This window comes from Rhizobium sp. X9, from assembly GCF_018873185.1.
Lineage (GTDB): Bacteria > Pseudomonadota > Alphaproteobacteria > Rhizobiales > Rhizobiaceae > Agrobacterium > Agrobacterium oryzihabitans.
This window is the reverse complement of record NZ_CP071312.1, coordinates 602,172-623,075: the sequence shown is the minus strand read 5'-3', so window position 1 is coordinate 623,075 and position 20,904 is coordinate 602,172. Positions and strand designations below refer to the sequence as shown.

Here is a 20,904-nt window from a genome sequence, read left to right as displayed (position 1 = left end):
GAAAAGGGTTCATCGCCATGAGCAGAAAATCCGAGAAGCTGGTCCTCAATGCGTTCATCTATCCGGGTGGGCACCATGAAGCAGCCTGGCGCCACCCCGAGTCGGAGCCTCTGCGCGTCACCGATATAAGGCTCTACCAAGATATCGCCCGCAAGGCCGAGGCGGCAAAGCTGGATGCCATTTTCTTTGCCGATGCGCCGGTGCTGGATGCCAATATCCGCTATGCCGCCCGCCACCGGCTGGAGCCGATCACCATGCTGGCGGCTCTGGCCGCCGTCACCGAAAAGATCGGCTTCATTGCGACGGCGTCCACTACTTATTACGAGCCATATAATCTCGCGCGGCTGTTTGCTTCTGTTGACCACATCAGCGGCGGCCGGGTGGGCTGGAACATCGTGACGACCTCGGCCGATGCGGCGGCCGGAAACTTCAATCTCCAGCGGCATCCGCCACATGCCGACCGTTACCGTCAGGCGACTGAATTTGTCGATGTGGTGACGAAGCTCTGGGACAGCTGGGAAGACGATGCCATCGTCGCCGACAAGGAGAGCGGTCTTTTTGCCGATACTGACCGCATTCATCCCGCCAGTCATGAGGGCGAATTCTACCGGGTGCGGGGTGCGCTCAACCTGCCGCGTTCGCCGCAGGGTCGCCCGGTCTATGTGCAGGCCGGTTCCTCGGAGGAAGGGCGTGGCTTTGCCGCCCGTTACGCCGAGGCAATCTTTACCGCGCATCAAACTCTGGAGAGTGCGCGGTCTTTTTATTCCGACATCAAGAGGCGCGTGGCGGCCACGGGGCGCAATCCCGCCCATGTGAAAATCCTGCCGGGCATCAGCCCCTTCATCGCCTCCACCGAAGAGGAGGCGCGAAAGCTCGAGGCGAGTTTCAACGATCTCATTCAGCCGGCCTTTTCGCTCGGGCAGTTGCAGCGCATCACCGGTATTGATCTGTCATCCGCCGATCTCGACAAGCCCTTGCCCAAGGAGGCTGTGGAAGCGACACGGGCGCAGGCGGATAGCAGCCGCCATCAGCTGGTTCTCGACGTCATCGACCGGGAAAATCCGACGATCCGGCAATTGCTGCACCGGCTTGCCGGCGGCCGTGGCCACAAGGTGATTTCGGGAACGCCGGAACAGGTGGCGGACTGGATAGAGACCTGGTTCCGCGAGGGCGCGGCCGACGGCTTCAACATCATGCCGCCATGGTTGAATGGCGGGTTCGATAACTTCGTCGACGGGGTCGTGCCGATCCTCAAGCAGCGCGGACTGTTCCGCGAGGATTACGAGGGCGATACGCTGCGCGATCATTACGGCCTGCCCCGGCCGGAAAACATCCATGCGACGAAGGAGTTGCAAAAGGAACGCGCCTGAGGTGGGACGGGCGTGTTCAGGCGGCGGCCTCGAGAGAGCGTATATCCTCGCGCAACAAGGCGAGTAGAGATGCGATTTCCGGCAGCCGCCGCCTGTCAGGACTTGTCAGCAGATGATACCTGCTGGCGGTCGGCTGTGGTGCGCCGAAAGGTGCGATCAGACGACCGGTTTTCAGCTCATCCGAAATCAGCGAGTGGCGCGCAAGGCCGATGCCGTGGCCGGATAAGATTGCCTCTATCAATGCGCCCTGGCGCGAAAAACGCGGTCCGGTTGCCGAAAGTCTGAGCGGAATGCGGCAGGCGCGAAGCCAGTTGGACCATTCGAAGGCGGCATCCGTGCCATTGCCGCGCAACATCGCAAAAGAGAGATCCCGCAACCGCTCAGATTCGCCGTAGAGGCGATGACGGTCTGCAAAATCCGGCGTGCAGACGGCACTGACGGTGTCGGCAAAAAGCGGTTCCTGAATGAAGCCGGGGATTTGTCCCTGGGTCGCGACGATCGCGCAATCGGCATCGAAATGCGTGAGGTCTATGGCATTGCCTTCCATGGATTCGATCGAGATATCCACGTCTCCAAGGGCGGGGACGATGTTTCCCAGCCGCGGCGCCAGCCATCGCGCCGCAAAACAGCCTTCCGCCAGAACCTTCACCTGCCGACGGCCGCCGGAGACCATGAGATCGGAAAGGCTGCCGATCATGGTCTCGAAAGCGTCAGCGAGGCCGGGGTAAAGCGTGCTGCCGGCCTCGGTCAGCACCAATTCGCCACGCTGCCGGCTGAAGAGCGGTTGCCCGAGATGGGTTTCGAGAATGCGGACCTGCTGGCCGATTGCGGCGGTCGAGACATGCAGCTCCTCCGCCGCCCGCGAGAAGCTGGCGTGACGGGCGGCGACGACGAATGCCCGCAGGGCCGTCAGCGGCGGCAGCCGGGAAAGCGTCGGCAACCGGAAAGCCGCTCTTGCGACCGAAGGAGGGATAAATTCCGTTCTCATGGCCGTTTTCCCTTCATGGCTAGAATACCCGGCCTTCCCTGAGGTGCGTCGTGGTGCCGTTGAGGTAATAATCGCCGATGACGCGCGCCTTATGGGCAAGCGGATTGTGGTTGTAGACCGTGCGGATATTGCGCCAGTGGCGGTCGAAATTCCGGTCGCTTGACGTCGCCGAGCCACCACCGAGTTCGTAGAGATTGGTGGCGACCGTCAGCGAAAGCTGCGATGCGATGATCTGGGTTCGCGCGGTGGCGAGCGAGCCTTCCAGCAGAGCCGCTTCTATCGCCTCTTCGTCGCCGCTGGCGAAGGCAGCGGCGGTCCTGTCGAGCGTTCTTGCCGCCTCGCGGATCAGCGTCTTGACGGCGAAGGCACCGGCGCTGATCTCGCCGAGCATCTTTTGCACAAAGGGGTCCTGATTGGCGGTTTCCGCGCTGCTGTGCAGCGTAGTGCGCGCCTGGCGCAGAACATAGTCGATGCCATCGTTGAGTGCACCCTGAACGGCGCCAGCGGCGGAGGCTGCGAGATGCAACTGTCGCATGGCCGAGCTGTGGCGCCCGACCTGGCTGCCGAGCTTGCGGGTCGTCAGTTCATGCGGGAGCACCTCGACATTCTCGAGCAAAACGCCGCCGCTTGCCGTCATGCGCTGGCCCATGCTGTCCCAGTCATCGAGAATGGTGATGCCGGCGCGATCAAGCGGAATGAGAACGCCGATCGGCTGCTCGTCATCGCCAATGGCGCTGAAGGTGCCGAAATCGGCAAAGGCCGTGCCGGTCGCATACCATTTGCGGCCGTTCAGGCGATAACGGTCGCCATCGGCGCTGAGGCGCGTGGTGATTTCGCCGGGGCGCTTGGTCCCCTGTTCGGTGCTGGCGCCCGCGAAGAGCTTGCCGGTGAGAACATTTTCGAGGTGCCGCCGATCCTCAAGCTCGATCGGTGTGAGAGCGAGATTCTCGGTAAAATTGAAATGGCTGCGGAGTGCGTGCGGAATATTGCTGTCGGCTTCGCCGAGGATCATCAGCACTTCGATATAGTTGGCAATCGACCCGCCCGGGCCGCCCTTGGCCTCGGGGATGCGCAGCGTGCCGATCTTCGCCTGCTTGATCAGGCCGAAGATTTCGAAGGGAAGTTCCCGCTGGCGCTCACGGCGAGCGGCATCCCTGGCGGCGACAGCCGCAATGTCCCTGGCGCGGGCCAGAATGTCGTCTCGGCTCGGCACGCCGGAATTGTCGGTGGTTGCGGTCTGTATTTTAGGATTGGACATTGCGTGTTTCCCTGAGCGGATGTGATGACCTGCGGCACGGTCGCGCCGCAGGCATTGTCTTCTGAACGATCAGGCGACCGCGCGCGGCTTGACGACCGGGCGGGGAGCGGGTTCGACATTGCGCGGCACGCGGCCTTCGACGGGATGGCTCGGATCGTTGAAGCCGGGTGTCGAGGGATGGCCTGTCGTTACAAGGCTGTCGACCAGCGCCTCGTCTTCCGCATCGATCTTCACATCGAGGGCGCGGACGTAGCCGTCCCAATGCTCCTCTGTGCGCGGGCCGGTGATAGCGGCGGTGACAAACTTGTTGTTCAGTACCCAGGCGAGCGCGAAATCCGCTGCCGAAACGCCCTTCGATGCGGCGTGTGCCGCAACCTTCTGAGCGATTTCGACCGATTCCGGACGCCATTCCGTTTCCAGAACACGCTTGTCGCCGCGGCCGACGCGGGTATCGGCGCCCGGCTGCTCGCCCGGTTGATATTTGCCGGTGAGCACACCACGTGCGAGCGGCGAATAGGAAACGACGCCCAGCCCGTAATTATGTGCCGCGGGCAGCTGCTCGGCTTCGGCCGTGCGGTTGACGATGTTGTAGAGCGGCTGGCTGGCGATAGGCCGGTCGATGCCGAGCTGATCGGCCAGATGCGAAATTTCGGCAATACGCCAACCGCGGAAGTTCGAAACGCCGAAATAGCGCAGCTTGCCGGCTCGGATGAGATCGGCAATCGCGCGTACCGGCTCTTCCAGCGGCGCGTCGAAGACCGCGCGGTGGAAATAGAGAATATCGATGTAGTCGGTGTTGAGACGGCGAAGCGAATTCTCAACGGTCTCGATCACCCATTTGCGCGAATGTCCGCCGAGGTTCGGACCCTTGGTATGGGAATTGACGAATTTCGTTGCCAGAACCCAGTGATCGCGACTGGCCTTGATGCCGCGACCGACGACTTCCTCTGACTTGCCGTCGTGATAGACATCGGCGGTGTCGATGAAGTTGATGCCCTGCTCGCGTGCCTTGTCGATGATGCGGAAGGCCGCGTCATCCGGTGTCGGGCCTCCGAACATCATCGTGCCGAGGCTCAGCGGTGAGACTTTCAGCGCGCTGCGCCCGAGATAGCGATAGTCGACCATTATGGTTGCTCCTTCAGTTTATTGGGCATGGTGGCAGGCCACGGCGTGGTTCTTGCCGAAAAGAGTGTAATCCGGCGCTTTTTCGCGACAGAGATCGGTGGCGAGCGGGCAGCGGGTGTGAAACCGGCAGCCGGATGGCGGGTCGTGCGGGCTCGGCAGGTCACCGGAAATGGGGGCTGCCTGTTTGCGGCGGGCGGGATCGGGAACAGCTGCGAGAAGCGCGCGGGTATAGGGGTGTTTTGGCGACGCCCAGAGTTCGGTGGTCGGCGCGCTTTCCACGATCTTGCCGAGATACATGACCAGCACGCGATCGGAAAAATAGCGCACGACCGAAAGGTCGTGGGACACGAAGAGGTAGGACAGCGAAAGCCGCTTCTTCATCTCCACCAGAAGATTGAGGATCTGCGCCTGTATGGAAAGATCGAGCGCCGAAACCGGCTCGTCGCAGACCACCAGTTCCGGTTCCAGAACCAGCGCGCGGGCAATGCCGATGCGCTGGCGCTGTCCGCCGGAAAATTCATGCGGATAACGGTCGAGCGAATCCGCCGGCAGGCCCACCTGTGCCACGATGGCCTCGACGATCTCCCGCTGGCGCGCCCGGTCACCGATGCCATGCACCTTCAGTGGTCCGGTGAGAATGGTGCGCGCCGTCTGGCGCGGGTTGAGCGAGGCGAAGGGATCCTGAAAGATCATCTGGATGCGGCGGCGGATGCCGCGCAGTTCGGAAGATGTCATTGCCGTGACGTCGGCACCCTTGAAGGTGATCCTGCCGGATGACGGTTCGACCAGACGCATCAGCGACTTGCCGAGCGAGGATTTGCCGCAGCCGGATTCGCCCACCAGCGCCACGGTCTCGCCCGCCTCGATGTCGAGCGACACATCGTCGACGGCGCGCACGGTTCCGCGTCCTCCCGAATAGTGGGTGGAAAGACTATGCACTGACAAGAGCGTCATCGGATACTTCCTTGGATGTGGGAGCAACGAAGGGGCAGGCGGCGTAACGGCCTTGCGAGATTTGCCGCAGCGGTGGCACGAACTGCCCGCAGAAACCGCGGGCGCTCGGACAGCGTGGCCGGAAGGCGCAGCCGCGTTCCCCCGTTGCGGAAACGATGGAACCCGGAATTTCGATGAGCGGCCCATCACGATAATGCTGGCCGTCTTCCGTGCGCGGAGAGGCAGCCAGCAGGCCGCGCGTATAGGGATGATAGGGATTGGAGAAAACCGGTTCCGGCAATCCCTCTTCCACCTTGCGGCCGGCATACATGACCATCACCCGGTCCGCCCATTGCGCCACGATGCCGAGATCGTGGGTGATGAGGATGACGGCCATGTTGAGATCGCGGCGCAGATTGTCGAGCAATTGCAGGATTTGCGCCTGTATCGTCACGTCGAGCGCGGTCGTCGCCTCGTCGGCGATCAGCAGTTTGGGATTGCAGGCAACGCCGATAGCGATCATCACACGCTGGCGCATGCCGCCGGAAAGCTGGTGCGGATAATCGTCCACACGGCGCCGGGCGTCGGGAATATTGACGAGGTCCAGAAGCTCGATGGCGCGTTTGCGGGCCTGATGCCGGTCGATCTTCTCGTGGATGCGCAGCACCTCGATGATCTGCTCGCCGACCGTCAGCACGGGGTTGAGCGAGGTCATCGGCTCCTGAAAGATCATGCCGATATCCCGGCCGCGAATGCCGCGCCATTGCCGCTCGGAAAGCGGCAGCAGATCGCGGCCCTCGAGCAGAACCCGGCCGCCGGTCTTGGCGTGGGAGGGCAACAAGCCGATCAGGCCGAGCGCGGTCAGCGATTTGCCCGAGCCGCTTTCGCCGACGATGGCCAGCATTTCACCGGACTGCACATCGAAGCTGACGCCTTTAACCGGTTGAGCGGAGCCGAAGCTGACGGAGAGATCGTGGACTTCGATCAGTTTGCTCATCGGCGTTCCTCCGAGAAGCGGGGGTTGAGCGCATCGTTGAGACCATCGCTGATGAGGTTCAGCGAAATGACGGTGAAGACGATGGCGAGGCCGGGAAGGGCGGTGAGATACCAGGCGGTGCGGATGACATCGCGTCCCGAACCGATCATCGAGCCCCAGGAAACGCGGTTGGGGTCGCCAAGCCCCATGAAGGAAAGTGCCGCCTCCATGAGGATCGCACCCGCCACCATGACGGAGGAGGTGACGATAATCGGCGGCAGGGCGTTGGGCAGGATTTCCTGGAATACGATGCGCGCATGGCCGTAACCAAGGCTGCGGGCGGCCAGCACATAGTCCTTCTCGCGGATGGCGCGGAATTCGGCGCGGGTCAGGCGTGCAACGAGCGGCCAGGTGATGATGCCGATCGCCGAGGTTACCGTGGTGACCGAAGGCTGGGCGATGGCGACGAGCACCACCAGCAGCACGAAGTTCGGCAATGTCTGGAAGATTTCGATGATCTTCACCAGAATATCGTCGATGACGCCGCCGAAATAGCCGGCGAAAGCGCCGATTGTAATGCCGATCGTCAGCCCGATCAGAGTGGCGACGACACCCACGGTGAGCGAGATGCGCGCACCGTGCACGATGCCGGCCAGAACATCCCGGCCCATGGAATCGGTGCCGAGCGGGTAGGCGGCATTCTGCCCCGGCCACAGGAAGGGACGAGCCACCATTTCCAAGGGATCACCGGGATAGATCAGCGGAGCCAGAAGCGCGGTGACGATGACGGTGGCGAGAAACAAAAGCCCGACGATGGCGTTGGGATTGGTGAGAAAAATCTTCAGTTCCCGCCGCAGGCCGCGCCGCGGCACGGAGACGGAGCGGGCTGAAAGCGCGTCCGGCGCATGAATATAGGGCCAGACCTTTTCTTCCGGTTTTTTCGGTTTGGGATTTCTCTCTTCAGCGCTGAGTTCGGCCGGGTCGAGAACTGCTGATGTATGGGAGGAATTCATCGGCTTTCTCCGATGCGGGGATCAAGCCATGCCTGCAACAGGTCCACGGCCGCATTGACGATGATGACGACGAGGGAAGAGAGAAGCAGAATGCCGAGCAGCACGCTGAAATCGCGGGCCATGACGGCCTCGAAAGCAAGACGGCCAAGGCCTGGCCAGCTGAAGACGGTCTCAACCACGACCGCGCCGCCGAGCAGGCCGCCAATATGCATGCCGGCCATGGTGGTGATCGGGATGAGCGCATTGCGCAGAATATGGCGTGTGGTCAGGCGGAGCGGTGATACGCCTTTTGCCCGTGCCGTGCGCACGTAGTCCTGGGATTTGACTTCCAGCATCGCCGCGCGGGTAAGGCGGGCATAAATCGCCAGAAAATAAAGCGCCAGCGAAAGGGCGGGGAGAACGATGTAGCGCAGCCTGTCCAGAAGGGCGTCAAGGCCGGTGAGGCTGCTGCCGATGGTGCTGTCGCCGCCAGACGGAAGCCAGCCGAGCTTGACCGAGAAGGTCAGGATAAGCATCAGGCCGATCCAGAAGCCCGGTACGGAATAAAAGATCAGGGAACCTATCGAAATGATCCGGTCCGGCAGCTTTCCGGAAAAGAGCGCCATCATGGAGCCGAGGAACACGCCGACGAAAATCGCAATGCCAAGTGCGGCTCCCATCAGGGCGAGCGTGCCGGGCAACCGCTGGCCGATGAGATCGGCGACCGGCATGCCGTAGCGCGGTGAAAAACCGAGGCTGAACTGGGCGAGATTGCCGAGATAGTTCATCAGCTGATGCACGACGGGCAGATCCAGCCCAAAGCGGTTGCGGATTTCGGCCATGGTCTCGACGGTCGCTGAACCCGCTTCCGCCGCCAGCACATCGGCGGCATCGCCGGGCGCCAGCTGCAGCAGGAAGAAGTTCAGGATGACGATACCGAGAACCGTCGGAATGGCCTGAATGGCGACCCGCCTTGCCTGCGATAAAATCCGTTTCGAATTCGACATCGGCTCCAGTCCGTAAGCGTGGAAAACATGAAATCAGCCCCTGAAGGCGTGGGTATTAGTTGACTAATTTTATGGAATTTGTCAAAGAGTAATGGAATTATTTTCTGAAATTTACGGAAAAATGCGCCATAAAGAAAAGATAATTCCTATTTATGAGAATGGTTGGTGCTTCATGCCAATCTCACTCTTGTCTGCGGAACAAACTTCTTCCCAAGCGCGGCCGTTCAGTTTTGCCGGTTTTTCGCCGGTTCAATTAAGGAGAGGTATCGCATGACTGTTTTCAACCAGACGACGCGGCGCGGATTTCTGCTGGCGTCTGTAGCGCTTGGCGTGGTGTCATTGCCGGGGCTGAAGCTCAACGCGGCAGAGCCGGCACGCGGTGGCACGGCCACCCTGCTCATCTCATCGGAGCCGCCGGTGCTGACGACGATCGCGCACACGGCCTATAATTCCGTCTACATATCGCCCAAGGTCACGGAAGGGCTGCTGACCTATGATTTCGACCTCAATCCTAAGCCGCTACTGGCCAAATCATGGAATGTGAGCGCGGATGGCCTGCGTTACACCTTCAATTTGAGGCCCGGTGTAAAATGGCATGACGGCAAGCCTTTCACATCCGCCGATGTGGCGTTCTCCATCAACACCATCAAGGAAGTGCATCCGCGCGGGCGCAATACCTTCCTGAACCTTACCAGTGTCGAGACCCCGGATGATCTGACGGCGGTGCTGGTTCTTTCCAAGCCTGCGCCGTATCTGATAACGGCGCTCGCCGCCGCCGAAACGCCTATCGTGCCCAAGCATCTTTATGAAGGCACCAAAGTCACCGAAAACCCCATCAACCTCGCGCCTGTCGGCACCGGCCCATTCAAGTTCAAGGAATGGGTGCGCGGCAGCCATATCGTTTTTGAGCGCAATGCCGATTATTGGGATGCGCCGCGTCCTTATCTCGACAAGCTTATTGTCCGCTTCATTCCTGACGCGTCGGCCCGTGCCATCGCAATCGAAACAGGTGAGATCGATCTCGCTCCGAGCACCCCGGTCGCCTATAGCGATCTCGACCGCCTGAAGGAGCTGCCGAGCCTCGGCTTCGAGACGAACGGCTATCAATATTCGAATTCCGTCAGCCGCGTTGAGTTCAATCTCGAAAAGGATGTGTTCAAGGACGTCCGCGTCCGCCGTGCCTTCGCGCATGTGATCGACCGCAACGTCATCTTCAACACGGTCAATTACGGCTATGGCGCGACGATCACCGGGCCGATCAATCCGAAGCTGACGAAATGGTTTGTCGAGGATCTGAAGACCTATCCGATCGATCTGAAGGCGGCCGAAGCGCTGCTGGACGAGGCGGGATACAAGCGCGGGGCTGATGGCATCCGCTTCAAGCTCAACCTGGACTATGTGCCGAGCACCGAGGCCTATCCACGCGGCGCGGATTATATTCGCCAGGCGCTGGCAAAGGTCGGCGTGGATGTGACGGTACGCACCCAGGATTTCGCCACCTACACGAAGCGCATCTACACGGATCGGGATTTCGATTTTGCCTATGAGGGCATGAGCAATCTCTTCGACCCGACCGTCGGCGTCCAGCGGCTCTACTGGTCCAAGAACTTCAAGAAGGGTGTGCCTTTCTCCAATGGCGCCGCCTACAGCAATCCGAAGGTGGATGCGCTGCTGGAAGCTGCCGCTGTCGAGATCGATCCGGACAAGCGCGTCGCGCAATGGAAGGAAATACAGCAGATTCTCGTCGAAGACGTGCCGGCCATCGACATCGTCGCAGCACCCGAGATTACCATCTTCAACAAGCGCATTGCCGACCACACCATCGGTGCGGAAGGTGTGGCGGGAAGCCTCGCCTTCGCGCATATCGCCGCATCCTGATCTTTTTGCCGAACCCGGTCCGCCTTTGCGGCGGGCCGGGACTTCTCCCTTCCGTCGAAAGGCACCGCAGCATCGCTTTCTGGTGCCATCGTTTTCATCGAGGCCAAAGCCATGAGCACGACACTTTCTGAAATCTGGTACACACGCTGCCCGGTGCCCACGCCCGTGGGGCTGGCGGCGCAGCTCGGGTATCTCGGGCAGACCTTCGCGGAGGTCGGCATATCGCTGAAATCCATCATCGATTCGCCTGACCGTTCCGTCCGGCAGAGCCATTTCAACCACACGCTGGAATGGTCCTTCCGTCACGGCGGCAATGTGCCGCCCATCCGCGCCCGCTCGGAAGGGCGCAATACGCGGCTCATCGGGGTGACGTGGACGGATGAGTTTCAGGCGATCATCACCCTGCCGGAAACCGGCATCCGCTCGCTTGCCGATCTCGTCGGTCGCCGTTTCGGTGTGCCGCGCAGGCCGGACGGCATTGTCGATTTCATGCGCGCAACGGCGCTGAAGGGCATTACCTCGGCGCTCTCTCTGGAGGGGCTGAAAATCGAGGATATCGAGCTGAAGGATATCGTCATCAAGGATTCCGTACTGGCGACACAGGAAGGACCATCCCTTTTCGGCCTGAAGCGGCGACAATCCTTCGGGGAGGAGATTATTGCGCTGTTGCGCGGTGAGGTCGATGCGATTTTCGTCAAGGGAACCGCCGGCATCGCCGCCGCGAACCTGATCGGCGCCGTGCAGGTGGCAGAATTCGGGTTTCACCCTGACCCGAAGATACGCATCAATTCCGGTTCGCCCCGGGTGCTGACGGTTGACGGACGGCTTGCCGATGAGCGCCCCGACCTGGTGGAGCGGCTGGTTGCCGCCATTGCCAAAGCCTCGCTCTGGGCGGAGCAGCATCCGGAAGAGACCCGCCGTTTCATCGCGCGCGAGGCGGGTGCGACCGAAGAGCAGGTTCTGGCCGCCAATGGCCCGGATGTTCATCGCCATCTTGGCCTCGGCCTCGATGCGGACCTCGTTGCCGCTGTCGGCCATTACAAGGATTTCCTGCATCAATGGGGCTTCCTTGAAAACGACTTCGATCTCGCTGCGTGGATCGATGACCGTTTCGTCAAGGCCAGTGAAAGGGCGGTGGCATGAGCGGCGCTTTATCCGCCGTTCCGAGCCCGGAGCAGGCCTCAAACCCCGTCGCCATCGCAACCGCGCTCGCCGAAGTTTTCAGCCTGACTGCGGCGAACCATGACAAAAGCGGCGAATTCGCCGCCGGCAATTTCGAGGCGCTTTTCAAGTCGGGACTGCTCGGACTGGTGACGGCTGAAAAGGATGGCGGCTGGGGGGAGGGCATGGAAACCGCGCATGCCGTGATTGCCGCCATTGCCAAGGGCGATCCATCCACCGCCCTCATCCTTGCCATGCATTACAGCGTCCACGCCGCCATCCGGCGCGGCAAGTGGCCAGCAGTGCTTGCGGCAAAAGTGCTGGCCGCCAATAACAGGGAGCCGGCGCTCCTGAACAATGCGCAGGCGGAGCCGGGCATCGGCTCGCCTGCCCATGGCGGCCTGCCAGAAACGACGGCGCGGATAGAGGGCGATGTCTGGGTGGTCAATGGCCGCAAGAGCTTCGTTACCGGCCTGCCGGGGCTGAAATGGGCGATCGTGCTTGCCGCCACGACGGAAGAGACGCCGCGCCTGATCCAGCTTCTGGTCCCGCTCGATGCGCCGGGTATCCGCTCGGAAAAGGCGTGGGAAGCGACCGGCATGTATGCGACCGCCAGCGACGATCTGCTGCTTGAAGAGGTGAAGGTGCCGCTTGCCGATATCGTTGCCGAACAACCGGCGGACGAGCCGCTGCGACGCGATGAAGCGGATGGTTATAATTTCTTCGTGCTTTTGGCTTCCGTCTATCACGGTGTCGCGCTTTCGGCGCGTGACGCCCTGTTGCGCCATCTCACGGGCCATGTTCCGGCAAGCCTGGGTGCGCCGCTATCCTCCATTCCGCGCATTCAGGAAGGTCTCGGTCAGATCGAGGTTCTGCTTGCGGCGAACCGGCGTCTGCTTCTCTCTGTCGCCCGCGATATCGATGCGGGAGAAAGGGTGGGAACGGATGCGCTCGCTGTCCGTCATGTGGTGATCGACAATGCGGTGGCGGTGACGGATCTGGCGCTGGAGCTTGGCGGCAATCGCGGCCTTCGCCGGGATTACAATCTTGAGCGCCATCATCGCGACGCCATAACGGCAAGGGCGCATGCGCCGCAGAGCCATATGATCCGAACCATCCTCGGCCGTCAGAGCATCAAGGCTGTCGGCGGCTGATCCCAGAAGACATGGGCGGCTTTGTTCGACAGGCCGCCCATTTTGTCCTCGCCCGCATCAGTCCCGGAGTAGCGGTAAAAGCCTGTCGCCCTGGCGTTCAATCTCCTGAAGATATGGCGTGTCGGAAAGAACGAAATGGGTGATGCCAAGCGCGCGGTATTTGCGCAGCGATGCGGCGACATCTTCCGCCGAACCGACGAGCCATGTCGTTGCGGCACCGCCGCCACCGAATTTGCCGGGTGCGGTGTAGAGATTATCGTCCAGCACGTCGCTCTGCCTGTGCAGATCCAGCAGGCGGCGCTGGCCGACTGCCACGCCCTGAAGATGGTCATTCCAGCGTACGCCATTGCTTGCAGCCATCTCGGCCACCTTCGCCTCCGCATCGCGCCACGCCTCGGCGGTCGTTTCACGCACCAGTGTGGTGATCCGCAGGCCGAATTGCAGCGGCGGCAGGTCGCGGCCGAGCGTTTCACTGAAGTGCTTCAGCCGTTCGATCCGTTCGCGCACGCCGGCAAGCGGTTCGCCCCAGAAGAGCTGCACATCGGCCTCGGTTGCCGCGACCTGCTCGGCGGCCTCGGACGCGCCGCCGAAATAAAGCTTGGGATGTGGCCGGCCGGCGCGTTCAGCGATTCGCGGCGAGACGGTGGAGTTCCTGACCCGGAAATGGTCGCCATCGAAAGTGACGTTTTCCTCGGTCCAGAGCCGTCGCACCAGCCGCATGAACTCCTTCGTGCGCGCATAACGCTGCGCCTGATCGCCTTCTTCGTCGCCATAGGCCGCAAGCTCGTCCCGGCCGGAAACGACATTGATTCGTACCCGGCCGCCGGAAAGCTGATCGAGCGTGGCAGCGGCCGATGCGAGATTGGCCGGCTTCCAGTAGCCGGGGCGGATGGCGATCAGCGGCTCGAATGTGGTGGTACGCGCCGCAAGCGACGCCGCAACCGTAAAGGTATCCGGACGCCCCCAGCCGGTGCCGATCAACGCGCCCTTCCAGCCATGGTTTTCCAGCGCCCTGGCATGGGTAGTTAAAGTATCGAGGCTGTTGTGGTTTTCGCTGACGGCGTCGCCCCGATGGCCGGGTTTGACGTCATTGGGGATGTACCAGAGAAATTCGCTCGTGCTGCTCACATTATCCGCCTGAATTTTCGTTTTATGTCGCGGTGGAATGGCCCTGCCGAGGCTCGGCATTTGCCATTTCAGGGTTCGGGAGATTGAGGTCTCCGATAGTGCGAGAATGGCAAACCGGCGGCGGTCCGGCCAAGCAGCAGCGTTTCTTTTGGAAAGCGGCAGAGGAAAAGCTTTCCGCGCGGCTCATTCAATTAGAACATATTTTCTATGGAAAATATTTTAGGTAATGATTCCTCTGGTGCGGCACTAAAGCTGTTATGGAGAACGTATTTTTCGCGTGATCGGAATTGTCTGGATTGATTTTTCCTGAGTTCGGAAAAGCTGAGCAAGGCAATAGTCGACTACAATCTTGAAATTCACCATTCTTGGCGCACACCGCCCGCAAACAACGGAGTAGGCATGTGTACCACCTTGATTGTCCCCGGTCTCAATGGTTCGGACGAGGGACATTGGCAGAGACATTGGCTGCTGGATAATCCTGAGGCGCGGCTGGTCGAGCAGGAGAATTGGGAGTGCCCTGTTCTTGCAGACTGGCTAGGTCGCCTCGAAGCGGCGCTCGCCACAACCGAAAGCGCCTATATTGTCGCCCACAGTCTCGGTTGCCTGCTGGTCGCGAACATGGCGTCGCGACCCATAGCCAGCAGGATCAAGGGTGCGCTTCTGGTGGCGCCCGCCCATCTCGACCGGGTGGAGGCAATGCATCCCTGCATCGTCCGCTTCGGCGCATTTCCTCAAGCGCCGCTCGCCTTTCCGAGCCTTGTCGTGGGCAGCATGAACGACCCCTATATGAGCCCGGATGAGCTGGCCAGCACCGCTGCCGACTGGGGAAGCGATCTCGTCAACCTCGGCGCCGTTGGGCACATCAATATTGCTGCCGGTTTCGGCCGGTGGCCTGAGGGCTATGCTCTTTTCGAACGCCTGAAAACGGCGTCCGACATCACGGGGACAAGATCGAGGAAGCGCGGACTGCTTGCCCTGCACGGTGCGCTGCTGCAGGGAGATGCCGGGGCTCTATAGTTTTTCCATTCGCCATGCATGCGCTTCAGGCGTCGGTCCAATTTGCTCCGGACTACAACCTTTGGGAGTTTTTAATCCAAAATTTCCATAAAAAATTTTGAATCTCACCTTTTGATTGTTTTTGAGTGACTGTATTTATTTTCTACAGAAAATATGAAAAAGCGTTTCTTCGCTCCATCAGGTTTTGTTGTCACCTTTTATCGGTCATCAAATCAGGAAGGGGTAAGGAAATGTCCAGGATCAAGCTTGTAACGTCGGCTCTCGGCGGATTGTTGTTGTCGACGGTGTCGTTGGCCGCAGCCGGGGCGTCTGAAGCGCTGGTTACGGCCGACTGGCTGAAGGAAAATCTCGACAATCCGAAAGTGCGGGTCTTTGAGGTAAGCGTCGATACCGGCGTCTATGAGCGCGGGCATATTCCTGGCGCGGTGAACCTCAACTGGCACACGGATCTCGTGGACAAGGAAAAGCGCGACATTGCGGCCCCCGAGAATTTCCAGTCCCTTTTGCAGAAGGCCGGTGTGGGCGACGATACTACGATCGTTTTGTATGGCGACAATAATAACTGGTTTGCCGCCTGGGGAGCCTGGATTTTCGAAACCTACGGCCTTGGCGACCGGGTGAAGCTTCTTGATGGAGGCCGCAAGCTGTGGGAGGCGCAGGGCCTGCCTTTAGACACATCCGCGCCGGCAACGGTCGAGACGAAACTGAAGCTCGGTGAGCCCGACACGTCGGTCCGGGCGAGGTTCGTGGATGTTGTCGCGGTGGCCGAGGGTAAGCACAACATCAAGCTGGTGGATATCCGCTCTGCGGATGAATATTCGGGCAAGATTTTTGCGCCTGATGGCGTCAAGGAATTGTCCGTCCGGGCCGGCCATATTCCCGGCGCCGTCAACGTTCCATGGGGCACCATCGTCAACAAGGACGGAACCTTCAAATCGGCAGACGAGATCAAGACCATCTATGCCGAAAAGGGCATCGACGGCTCGACGCCCGTCATCACCTATTGCCGCATCGGCGAGCGCTCCAGCCACACATGGTTCGCGCTGAAGAAAATACTTGGCTACGACGTCCGTAACTATGACGGGTCATGGACCGAATACGGAAATGCGGTTGGTGTTCCGATCAGCAACCCGACCGGCACGGTCTGGACCGGAAAATAAGCCGCAGGCGTCTTTATTCCTCAGGCCGGTGCGCCGACATGGCGCGCCGGCATTTGTTCTTCCGAGATCCCGGTATTTCATGCATTCGATTACTCTCCGTTTCGCGGCACTCGCCATTTTATCTGCGCTGGCTGCCGCGACCTATCCGCTCGGGGCGCTTGAAAATGGCAGGCAGCTTGCGTTCTCGCTGCTGGCCGGTGCTGCTTTCGGCATCGTGATGCAGCGTGGGCGCTTCTGCTTTCTCTGCAATTTTCGCGATTTCATCGACAACAGGCGCTCGGATGGTGTTGTTTCAATCCTTGTCGCGCTTCTGGCTGGCGTGGTGTTTTACCAGATCGTCACCATGGCCTGGATGCCGGTTCCGCAGCCCGGTCGCCTGCCGCCAAATGCACATATTGGCCCGGTCGGCTGGATTCTGGCGGTTGCGTCGACTGTCTTCGGCGTGGGTGCGGCCCTGTCCGGTTCCTGCCTGTCCGGACATTTCTACCGGCTGGGCGAAGGGGCTTTTGGGTCGGTGCTTGCCATAGTCGGTGCTGGCTTCGGTTTTCTGCTGGCATTTCTCAGCTGGAATTTTCTCTACACGCTTACCGTTTTCGACGATCTTCCCGTCTGGTTACCACACCATCTGGGATATGGCTCGGCGGTGTTGATTGCCTGCGCTCTATTGGCCATCCTTATTATCGTTGTGCTCTTTTTCGATAAGGCAGCGCCCGGTCTTTCGGCTGCGATCCCGGCAAGTCGGCTGCATCAGGCATTTCGCAGCATTTTCGTCGAACGCTGGCCTCCGGTCGTCACGGGGGTGCTTGTGGCGGCCGTCAGCGCCTTTTCCTATTTCCGCGTGGCACCTCTCGGGGTAACGGCCGAACTCGGCAGCATCGTCAGAACAGCCGGGGCTTCGGCAGGTTGGGTACCTGAGACGCTTGCGGGCCTTGATACGGTCCGGGGATGCATCAGCGCCATTAAAACGACGATCCTGTCGCCAAATGGCGTCTTCGTTGGCGGATTGATTGTTGCGAGCTTTGCATCCGCTCTTTCTGCCGGAAAATTTCAGCCGTCCTGGCCTTCCGCCGGCGGTCTTGCGACACGTTTTGCCGGTGGCGTGCTGATGGGCTGGGGAGGGATGACAGCGCTGGGCTGCACCATCGGCGTGCTGCTGTCGGGCATTCATGCGGGTGCGCTGTCGGGATGGGTGTTCCTGGTTTTTTGCGGTTTCGGCGCCTTTGCGGGGCTCCTTTTCAAACGCCGTTTTACATGGCCGTGAAGGTCAGCCGTCGAAATTCTCGGCCAGTTTGCCCGCACGTACGCCATCATCCCCTTTTTGGCGGTTCGGAACGGAATTTTTCCCGCTGCGGCAGCCTTAGTTCACAATTGCCGATGGTCCGCCAATTATAGAATAGTAATTTTATGGAAAATATTGACCATTTCGGGCGCTGGCCGGAGGATAGAGCAAGTTGACCAAAGGAGGCGCACATGCCGCAGGGATTTCATGCGTTTACTTTCAGTCTGTTCGGTTTGACGCGGCGACGTTCGCGCGAGGATGAACAGGGCAACCTTCATCCGCTGGATCATTCCGGGCGCTTCAGGCAGGACAAAAGCGATCTTGAACTTGAACGGGAAGAGATCTGCGAAATGAATTTCGCGATGCTCGGCCTCTATCCTGTCCTGTGACGCGCGGGAAGATTGTTCGCCTCTTCGTCGCTTCCGGGTCTTTCCGTGGAGATAAACTCTCCTCCCGGCACGGAAATTGGAACAAAATTTCTTAAAGGCATCGGGGAATTGGCTACCCTTTTATCATCAAGCCGCATTGCCCGATGGGCGGATTGCAAAGGACCTGTCGATGAGCGCAGCTGACAAACCACTCGATTTTCTGTGGTTCATACCCACCTCAGGCGATGGCAGCTATCTTGGCTCCGACGATCTTTCGCGTCCGGCCGATCCCGGATATTTCCGGGAAATAGCACAGGCTGCGGATCGGCTCGGTTATTCCGGCGTGCTCATTCCTACCGGTGTCGCCTGCGAAGAATCCTTCATCCTCGCGGCCAATCTTGCCGCCTATACCGAAAAACTGAAATTCCTCGTCGCCATCCGTCCAGGCGTCGCCTCGCCAGCCTATTACGCGCGGCTGGCCTCTACGCTCGACCGCGTTTCCAACGGCCGGCTGCTTCTCAACATTGTGGTGGGCGGTAGCGCGCAGGAACTGGCCGGCGACGGCATTTTCCTGCCGCATGACGAGCGTTACGATCACGCGGACGAGTTCTTCCAGGTGTTCAATTCGCTGATCGAAACCGGCAAGGGAGATCTCGACGGCAAATATATCAAGGCGCAGGGTGCCAGGCTCGGCCTGCCGCCGGTGCAGGAACCGCGCCCGCCGCTTTATTTCGGCGGTTCTTCCGATGCCGGTATCGAATTCTCGGCCGGTATTACCGACAAATATCTGACCTGGGGTGAGCCGCCCGCACAGGTGGCGGAAAAAATCACCAAGGTTCGCGCCGCCGCCGCGAAAAAGGGGCGGGAGGTGACATTCGGCATTCGCCTGCATTTCATCGTGCGTGAAACCGACGAGGAAGCCTGGGCCGATGCAGACAGGCTCATTTCAAAGCTGTCCGACGAAACCATCGCTTCGGCGCAGGAGGCCTTCTCCAAGGCATCCGATTCCGTTGGGCAGGCCAGAATGCAGGCGCTGCACAATGGCCGGCGTGACGGGTTGGAAGTCTCTCCCAATTTGTGGGCGGGCATCGGTCTTGTCCGCTCAGGTGCGGGCACGGCGCTGGTCGGTTCGCCGAAGACAGTTGCCGCGCGGCTCCGGGAATATCAGGCGCTGGGCATCGATACCGTCATCGCATCGGGTTATCCGCATCTGGAAGAAGCCTATCGGTTATCCGAATTGCTGTTTCCCGAAATCGGGCTTGAAGGCCCGCGCAATCAGATCCGTTCCTCCTTCGGTGCGAAACAGGTTTTCGGTGGCGGCGGCCACGGCGGAAACGTCAAGCTGGTGTCCGGATCCTGATCCATCATCGGGAGGCGGTTGTGCCGTCTCCCCTTGTCAGTTTGGGAAGGCATTCACGCGGCGTCGTCTCCCATGGCAGAGGGAAAGGCACATAAAACATTATTTCTATAGAATATTATGATTATGGAAAACGATGCCTATTTCACACCCCGCCGACGCTGCTAGCTATTGAACAATTCAGCTGTTTTCAGGAGCCTCCGATGACATTGCAATACGCGGCAAAGGACCAACAATTCATCAATCTCCGCGATCCCGTCTCCGGCAGGGCGCCGGATGCCGACAGCCTGAAGGCCGCACTCAGAACGCTGGGCGGTGGCGTCAGCGTCATCACGGCAGGCGAGGGTGATGCGCGCACGGGCGCTACGGTGACATCCGCCACCGCTCTGTCGGTCGATCCGCCGAGAATCCTGGTCGCGCTCAACCGCTCCTCATCCACATGGCCCGTGGTGGAGCGTTTCGGTCATCTTGCGGTGAACATTATCGGCCAGAACCATCAGTTCGTCGCCAACCAGTTTGCCGGCATTGGCGGCCTGAAAGGCGAAGAGCGTTATCGCGGCGCGGAATGGACCCGGCTGGCGAGCGGCGCGCCCATTCTTGAGGATGCCGTTGCCGCGATCGATTGCACCATCGAAGAGGCTATCGAGCGGCACAGCCACGTCATCGTCATCGGCAAGGTCGAGGCGATCCGCCTCGGTTCGGGCCATTCGCTGGTCTACCAAAACGGCCGTTATCATTCGCTGGACTGAGCGCCGGCCTTTCCGGCGCTTTCACTCGGTCATTCTTTTTGAGGGAGTTGAGCATGGGATCCGTCACGCCACTCGGCGAAAGAATTCGTTTCGTGTCTCCGCGTCTTGGCGCGGATGGCGATGTGCTGACCGTCGCCCGTACGATCGCTGAAAAATGCGCCGTGGAAACGCCGGGCCAAATCCATGCGCGGATAGCCCGCTCCGGCCTTCTCGCCCTCTCCGTTCCGAATGAACTGGGCGGGGCGGATATAACCAACGACATTCTCTCGCAGGCGCTTTCGATCATTTCCGCAGCCGATGCGGCGGCTGCGCATGATCTCGTCGAACATTTCACCGCACTTGAATTCATCCGGAATGCGGGAAGCGAAGAGCAGCGCAAGGCGCTATTCGCCCGCCTCGATCTTGGCGAGACCTTTGCGCTTGCATCGTCTGATGGCGGGGTGGATCGGGCGTTTCTGGTGACTGGCGATGACTATGCCTTGCGGCTTCCCGATGATGCCGCGCGATCGGTCACCGCCGATGCGGACTGGATCGTCGTTCCGGCCGTTAACACGGCCGGGCAGGCACTGCTCGTTGTCCTGCGCAATCGTCCCAATACGTCATGGGACGGCCTGTTGCGCGCCGATCAGGTAGCATTCCTTGCCCAAGGGGCCGGAAATCTTGCCGCCTCCGTTTCCACGCTCCTGAAGGCCGCCGTGGCCCTGGGCGAAAAACAGCGTGAGCTATCAGCGCTGCTGATTGACCGATTGGCCGACGACGGCGGTACTCGGCCCGTCATCGGCGAAGTGTTTCTCGCCATTGAACTGCTGAAAGCGCAAATCTCCCGGCTTGCGGCCAATATCGATGCGGCGCAGGTGGGAGCGGAAAACGTCACCTTTCGCTCCGTCCGGAACAATGCCATCACGCTGGAAATCCTGATGGCGCGCCTCGGCCTTATTGACGGCGTAAGCGAGCCCGGGCTGATCGCCTCTCTCGGCGACGAGCTGCGCCGGCAGTAAGCGACG

Annotated in this window: 19 protein-coding genes; 11 read left to right on the top strand and 8 right to left on the bottom strand. The window is 60.4% G+C overall.

Translation table 11 applies throughout. The features are described from left to right. The first annotated feature begins 17 nt into the window (after nt 1–17). On the top strand, nt 18–1,370 hold the full coding sequence (locus tag JZY08_RS17780; RefSeq protein WP_216332908.1) for an LLM class flavin-dependent oxidoreductase: 1,353 nt from the start codon (nt 18–20) through the stop codon (nt 1,368–1,370). 16 nt (nt 1,371–1,386) lie between these two features. On the opposite strand, the gene JZY08_RS17775 is transcribed toward JZY08_RS17780, so the two are convergent. The 7 genes from JZY08_RS17775 to JZY08_RS17745 form a co-directional block, all read right to left on the bottom strand. Further along, on the bottom strand, nt 1,387–2,358 hold the full coding sequence (locus JZY08_RS17775) for a LysR substrate-binding domain-containing protein (protein WP_216332905.1): 972 nt from the start codon (nt 2,356–2,358) through the stop codon (nt 1,387–1,389). Between the two features lie 19 nt (nt 2,359–2,377). Then, nucleotides 2,378–3,616 (bottom strand): acyl-CoA dehydrogenase family protein, encoded by a 1,239-nt coding sequence (locus tag JZY08_RS17770; RefSeq protein WP_216332902.1) that lies wholly within the window; start codon nt 3,614–3,616, stop codon nt 2,378–2,380. A 69-nt stretch (nt 3,617–3,685) separates the two neighbouring features. After that, nucleotides 3,686–4,741 (bottom strand): aldo/keto reductase, encoded by a 1,056-nt coding sequence (locus JZY08_RS17765; RefSeq protein ID WP_216332900.1) that lies wholly within the window; start codon nt 4,739–4,741, stop codon nt 3,686–3,688. An 18-nt stretch (nt 4,742–4,759) separates the two neighbouring features. Beyond that, a complete protein-coding gene (locus JZY08_RS17760; RefSeq protein ID WP_216332899.1) occupies nt 4,760–5,695 on the bottom strand; it encodes an ABC transporter ATP-binding protein in 936 nt (311 codons plus the stop codon). Continuing rightward, complete coding sequence (locus JZY08_RS17755) at nt 5,673–6,671, bottom strand: ABC transporter ATP-binding protein (protein WP_216332898.1); 999 nt, start codon at nt 6,669–6,671, stop codon at nt 5,673–5,675. Before JZY08_RS17755 ends, JZY08_RS17760 begins: the two co-directional genes overlap by 23 nt. After that, nucleotides 6,668–7,663, bottom strand: a complete 996-nt coding sequence (locus JZY08_RS17750) for an ABC transporter permease (protein WP_216332897.1) — start codon at nt 7,661–7,663, stop codon at nt 6,668–6,670. Before JZY08_RS17750 ends, JZY08_RS17755 begins: the two co-directional genes overlap by 4 nt. Then, a complete protein-coding gene (locus JZY08_RS17745; RefSeq protein WP_216332896.1) occupies nt 7,660–8,649 on the bottom strand; it encodes an ABC transporter permease in 990 nt (329 codons plus the stop codon). The genes JZY08_RS17750 and JZY08_RS17745 overlap by 4 nt, the downstream gene beginning before the upstream one ends. A gap of 270 nt (nt 8,650–8,919) precedes the next feature. Between JZY08_RS17745 and JZY08_RS17740 the strand changes: the two genes are divergently transcribed. The 3 genes from JZY08_RS17740 (at nt 8,920) to JZY08_RS17730 (ending at nt 12,842) form a co-directional block, all read left to right on the top strand. Beyond that, a complete protein-coding gene (locus JZY08_RS17740; RefSeq protein ID WP_216332895.1) occupies nt 8,920–10,527 on the top strand; it encodes an ABC transporter substrate-binding protein in 1,608 nt (535 codons plus the stop codon). A gap of 111 nt (nt 10,528–10,638) precedes the next feature. Next, on the top strand, nt 10,639–11,670 hold the full coding sequence (locus tag JZY08_RS17735) for an ABC transporter substrate-binding protein (protein ID WP_216332894.1): 1,032 nt from the start codon (nt 10,639–10,641) through the stop codon (nt 11,668–11,670). Then, a complete protein-coding gene (locus tag JZY08_RS17730) occupies nt 11,667–12,842 on the top strand; it encodes an acyl-CoA dehydrogenase family protein (protein ID WP_216332893.1) in 1,176 nt (391 codons plus the stop codon). The genes JZY08_RS17735 and JZY08_RS17730 overlap by 4 nt, the downstream gene beginning before the upstream one ends. A gap of 57 nt (nt 12,843–12,899) precedes the next feature. Here JZY08_RS17730 and JZY08_RS17725 read toward each other — a convergent pair whose 3' ends face one another. Next, on the bottom strand, nt 12,900–13,970 hold the full coding sequence (locus JZY08_RS17725; protein WP_216332892.1) for an LLM class flavin-dependent oxidoreductase: 1,071 nt from the start codon (nt 13,968–13,970) through the stop codon (nt 12,900–12,902). A gap of 399 nt (nt 13,971–14,369) precedes the next feature. Here JZY08_RS17725 and JZY08_RS17720 point away from each other — a divergent pair, with 399 nt between their 5' ends. The 7 genes from JZY08_RS17720 (at nt 14,370) to JZY08_RS17690 (ending at nt 20,898) form a co-directional block, all read left to right on the top strand. Then, a complete protein-coding gene (locus JZY08_RS17720) occupies nt 14,370–14,987 on the top strand; it encodes an alpha/beta hydrolase (protein WP_216332890.1) in 618 nt (205 codons plus the stop codon). Nucleotides 14,988–15,217: 230 nt separating this feature from the next. After that, complete coding sequence (locus tag JZY08_RS17715) at nt 15,218–16,147, top strand: sulfurtransferase (RefSeq protein ID WP_216332888.1); 930 nt, start codon at nt 15,218–15,220, stop codon at nt 16,145–16,147. 79 nt (nt 16,148–16,226) lie between these two features. Beyond that, nucleotides 16,227–17,408 carry a YeeE/YedE family protein gene (locus tag JZY08_RS17710; RefSeq protein WP_216332887.1) on the top strand — a complete coding sequence of 394 codons (1,182 nt, stop codon included), beginning with the start codon at nt 16,227–16,229 and terminating at the stop codon, nt 17,406–17,408. A gap of 209 nt (nt 17,409–17,617) precedes the next feature. Beyond that, nucleotides 17,618–17,815: a hypothetical protein gene (locus JZY08_RS17705; protein WP_137038983.1), complete on the top strand. Its 198-nt coding sequence runs from the start codon at nt 17,618–17,620 to the stop codon at nt 17,813–17,815. Between the two features lie 169 nt (nt 17,816–17,984). Then, a complete protein-coding gene (gene ssuD / locus JZY08_RS17700; RefSeq protein WP_216332886.1) occupies nt 17,985–19,154 on the top strand; it encodes an FMNH2-dependent alkanesulfonate monooxygenase in 1,170 nt (389 codons plus the stop codon). A 200-nt stretch (nt 19,155–19,354) separates the two neighbouring features. After that, on the top strand, nt 19,355–19,900 hold the full coding sequence (locus JZY08_RS17695; RefSeq protein ID WP_003500407.1) for a flavin reductase family protein: 546 nt from the start codon (nt 19,355–19,357) through the stop codon (nt 19,898–19,900). A gap of 53 nt (nt 19,901–19,953) precedes the next feature. Next, entirely contained in the window at nt 19,954–20,898 is a 945-nt protein-coding gene (locus JZY08_RS17690; protein WP_216332885.1) for an acyl-CoA dehydrogenase family protein, read from the top strand. Nucleotides 20,899–20,904 lie beyond the last annotated feature (6 nt).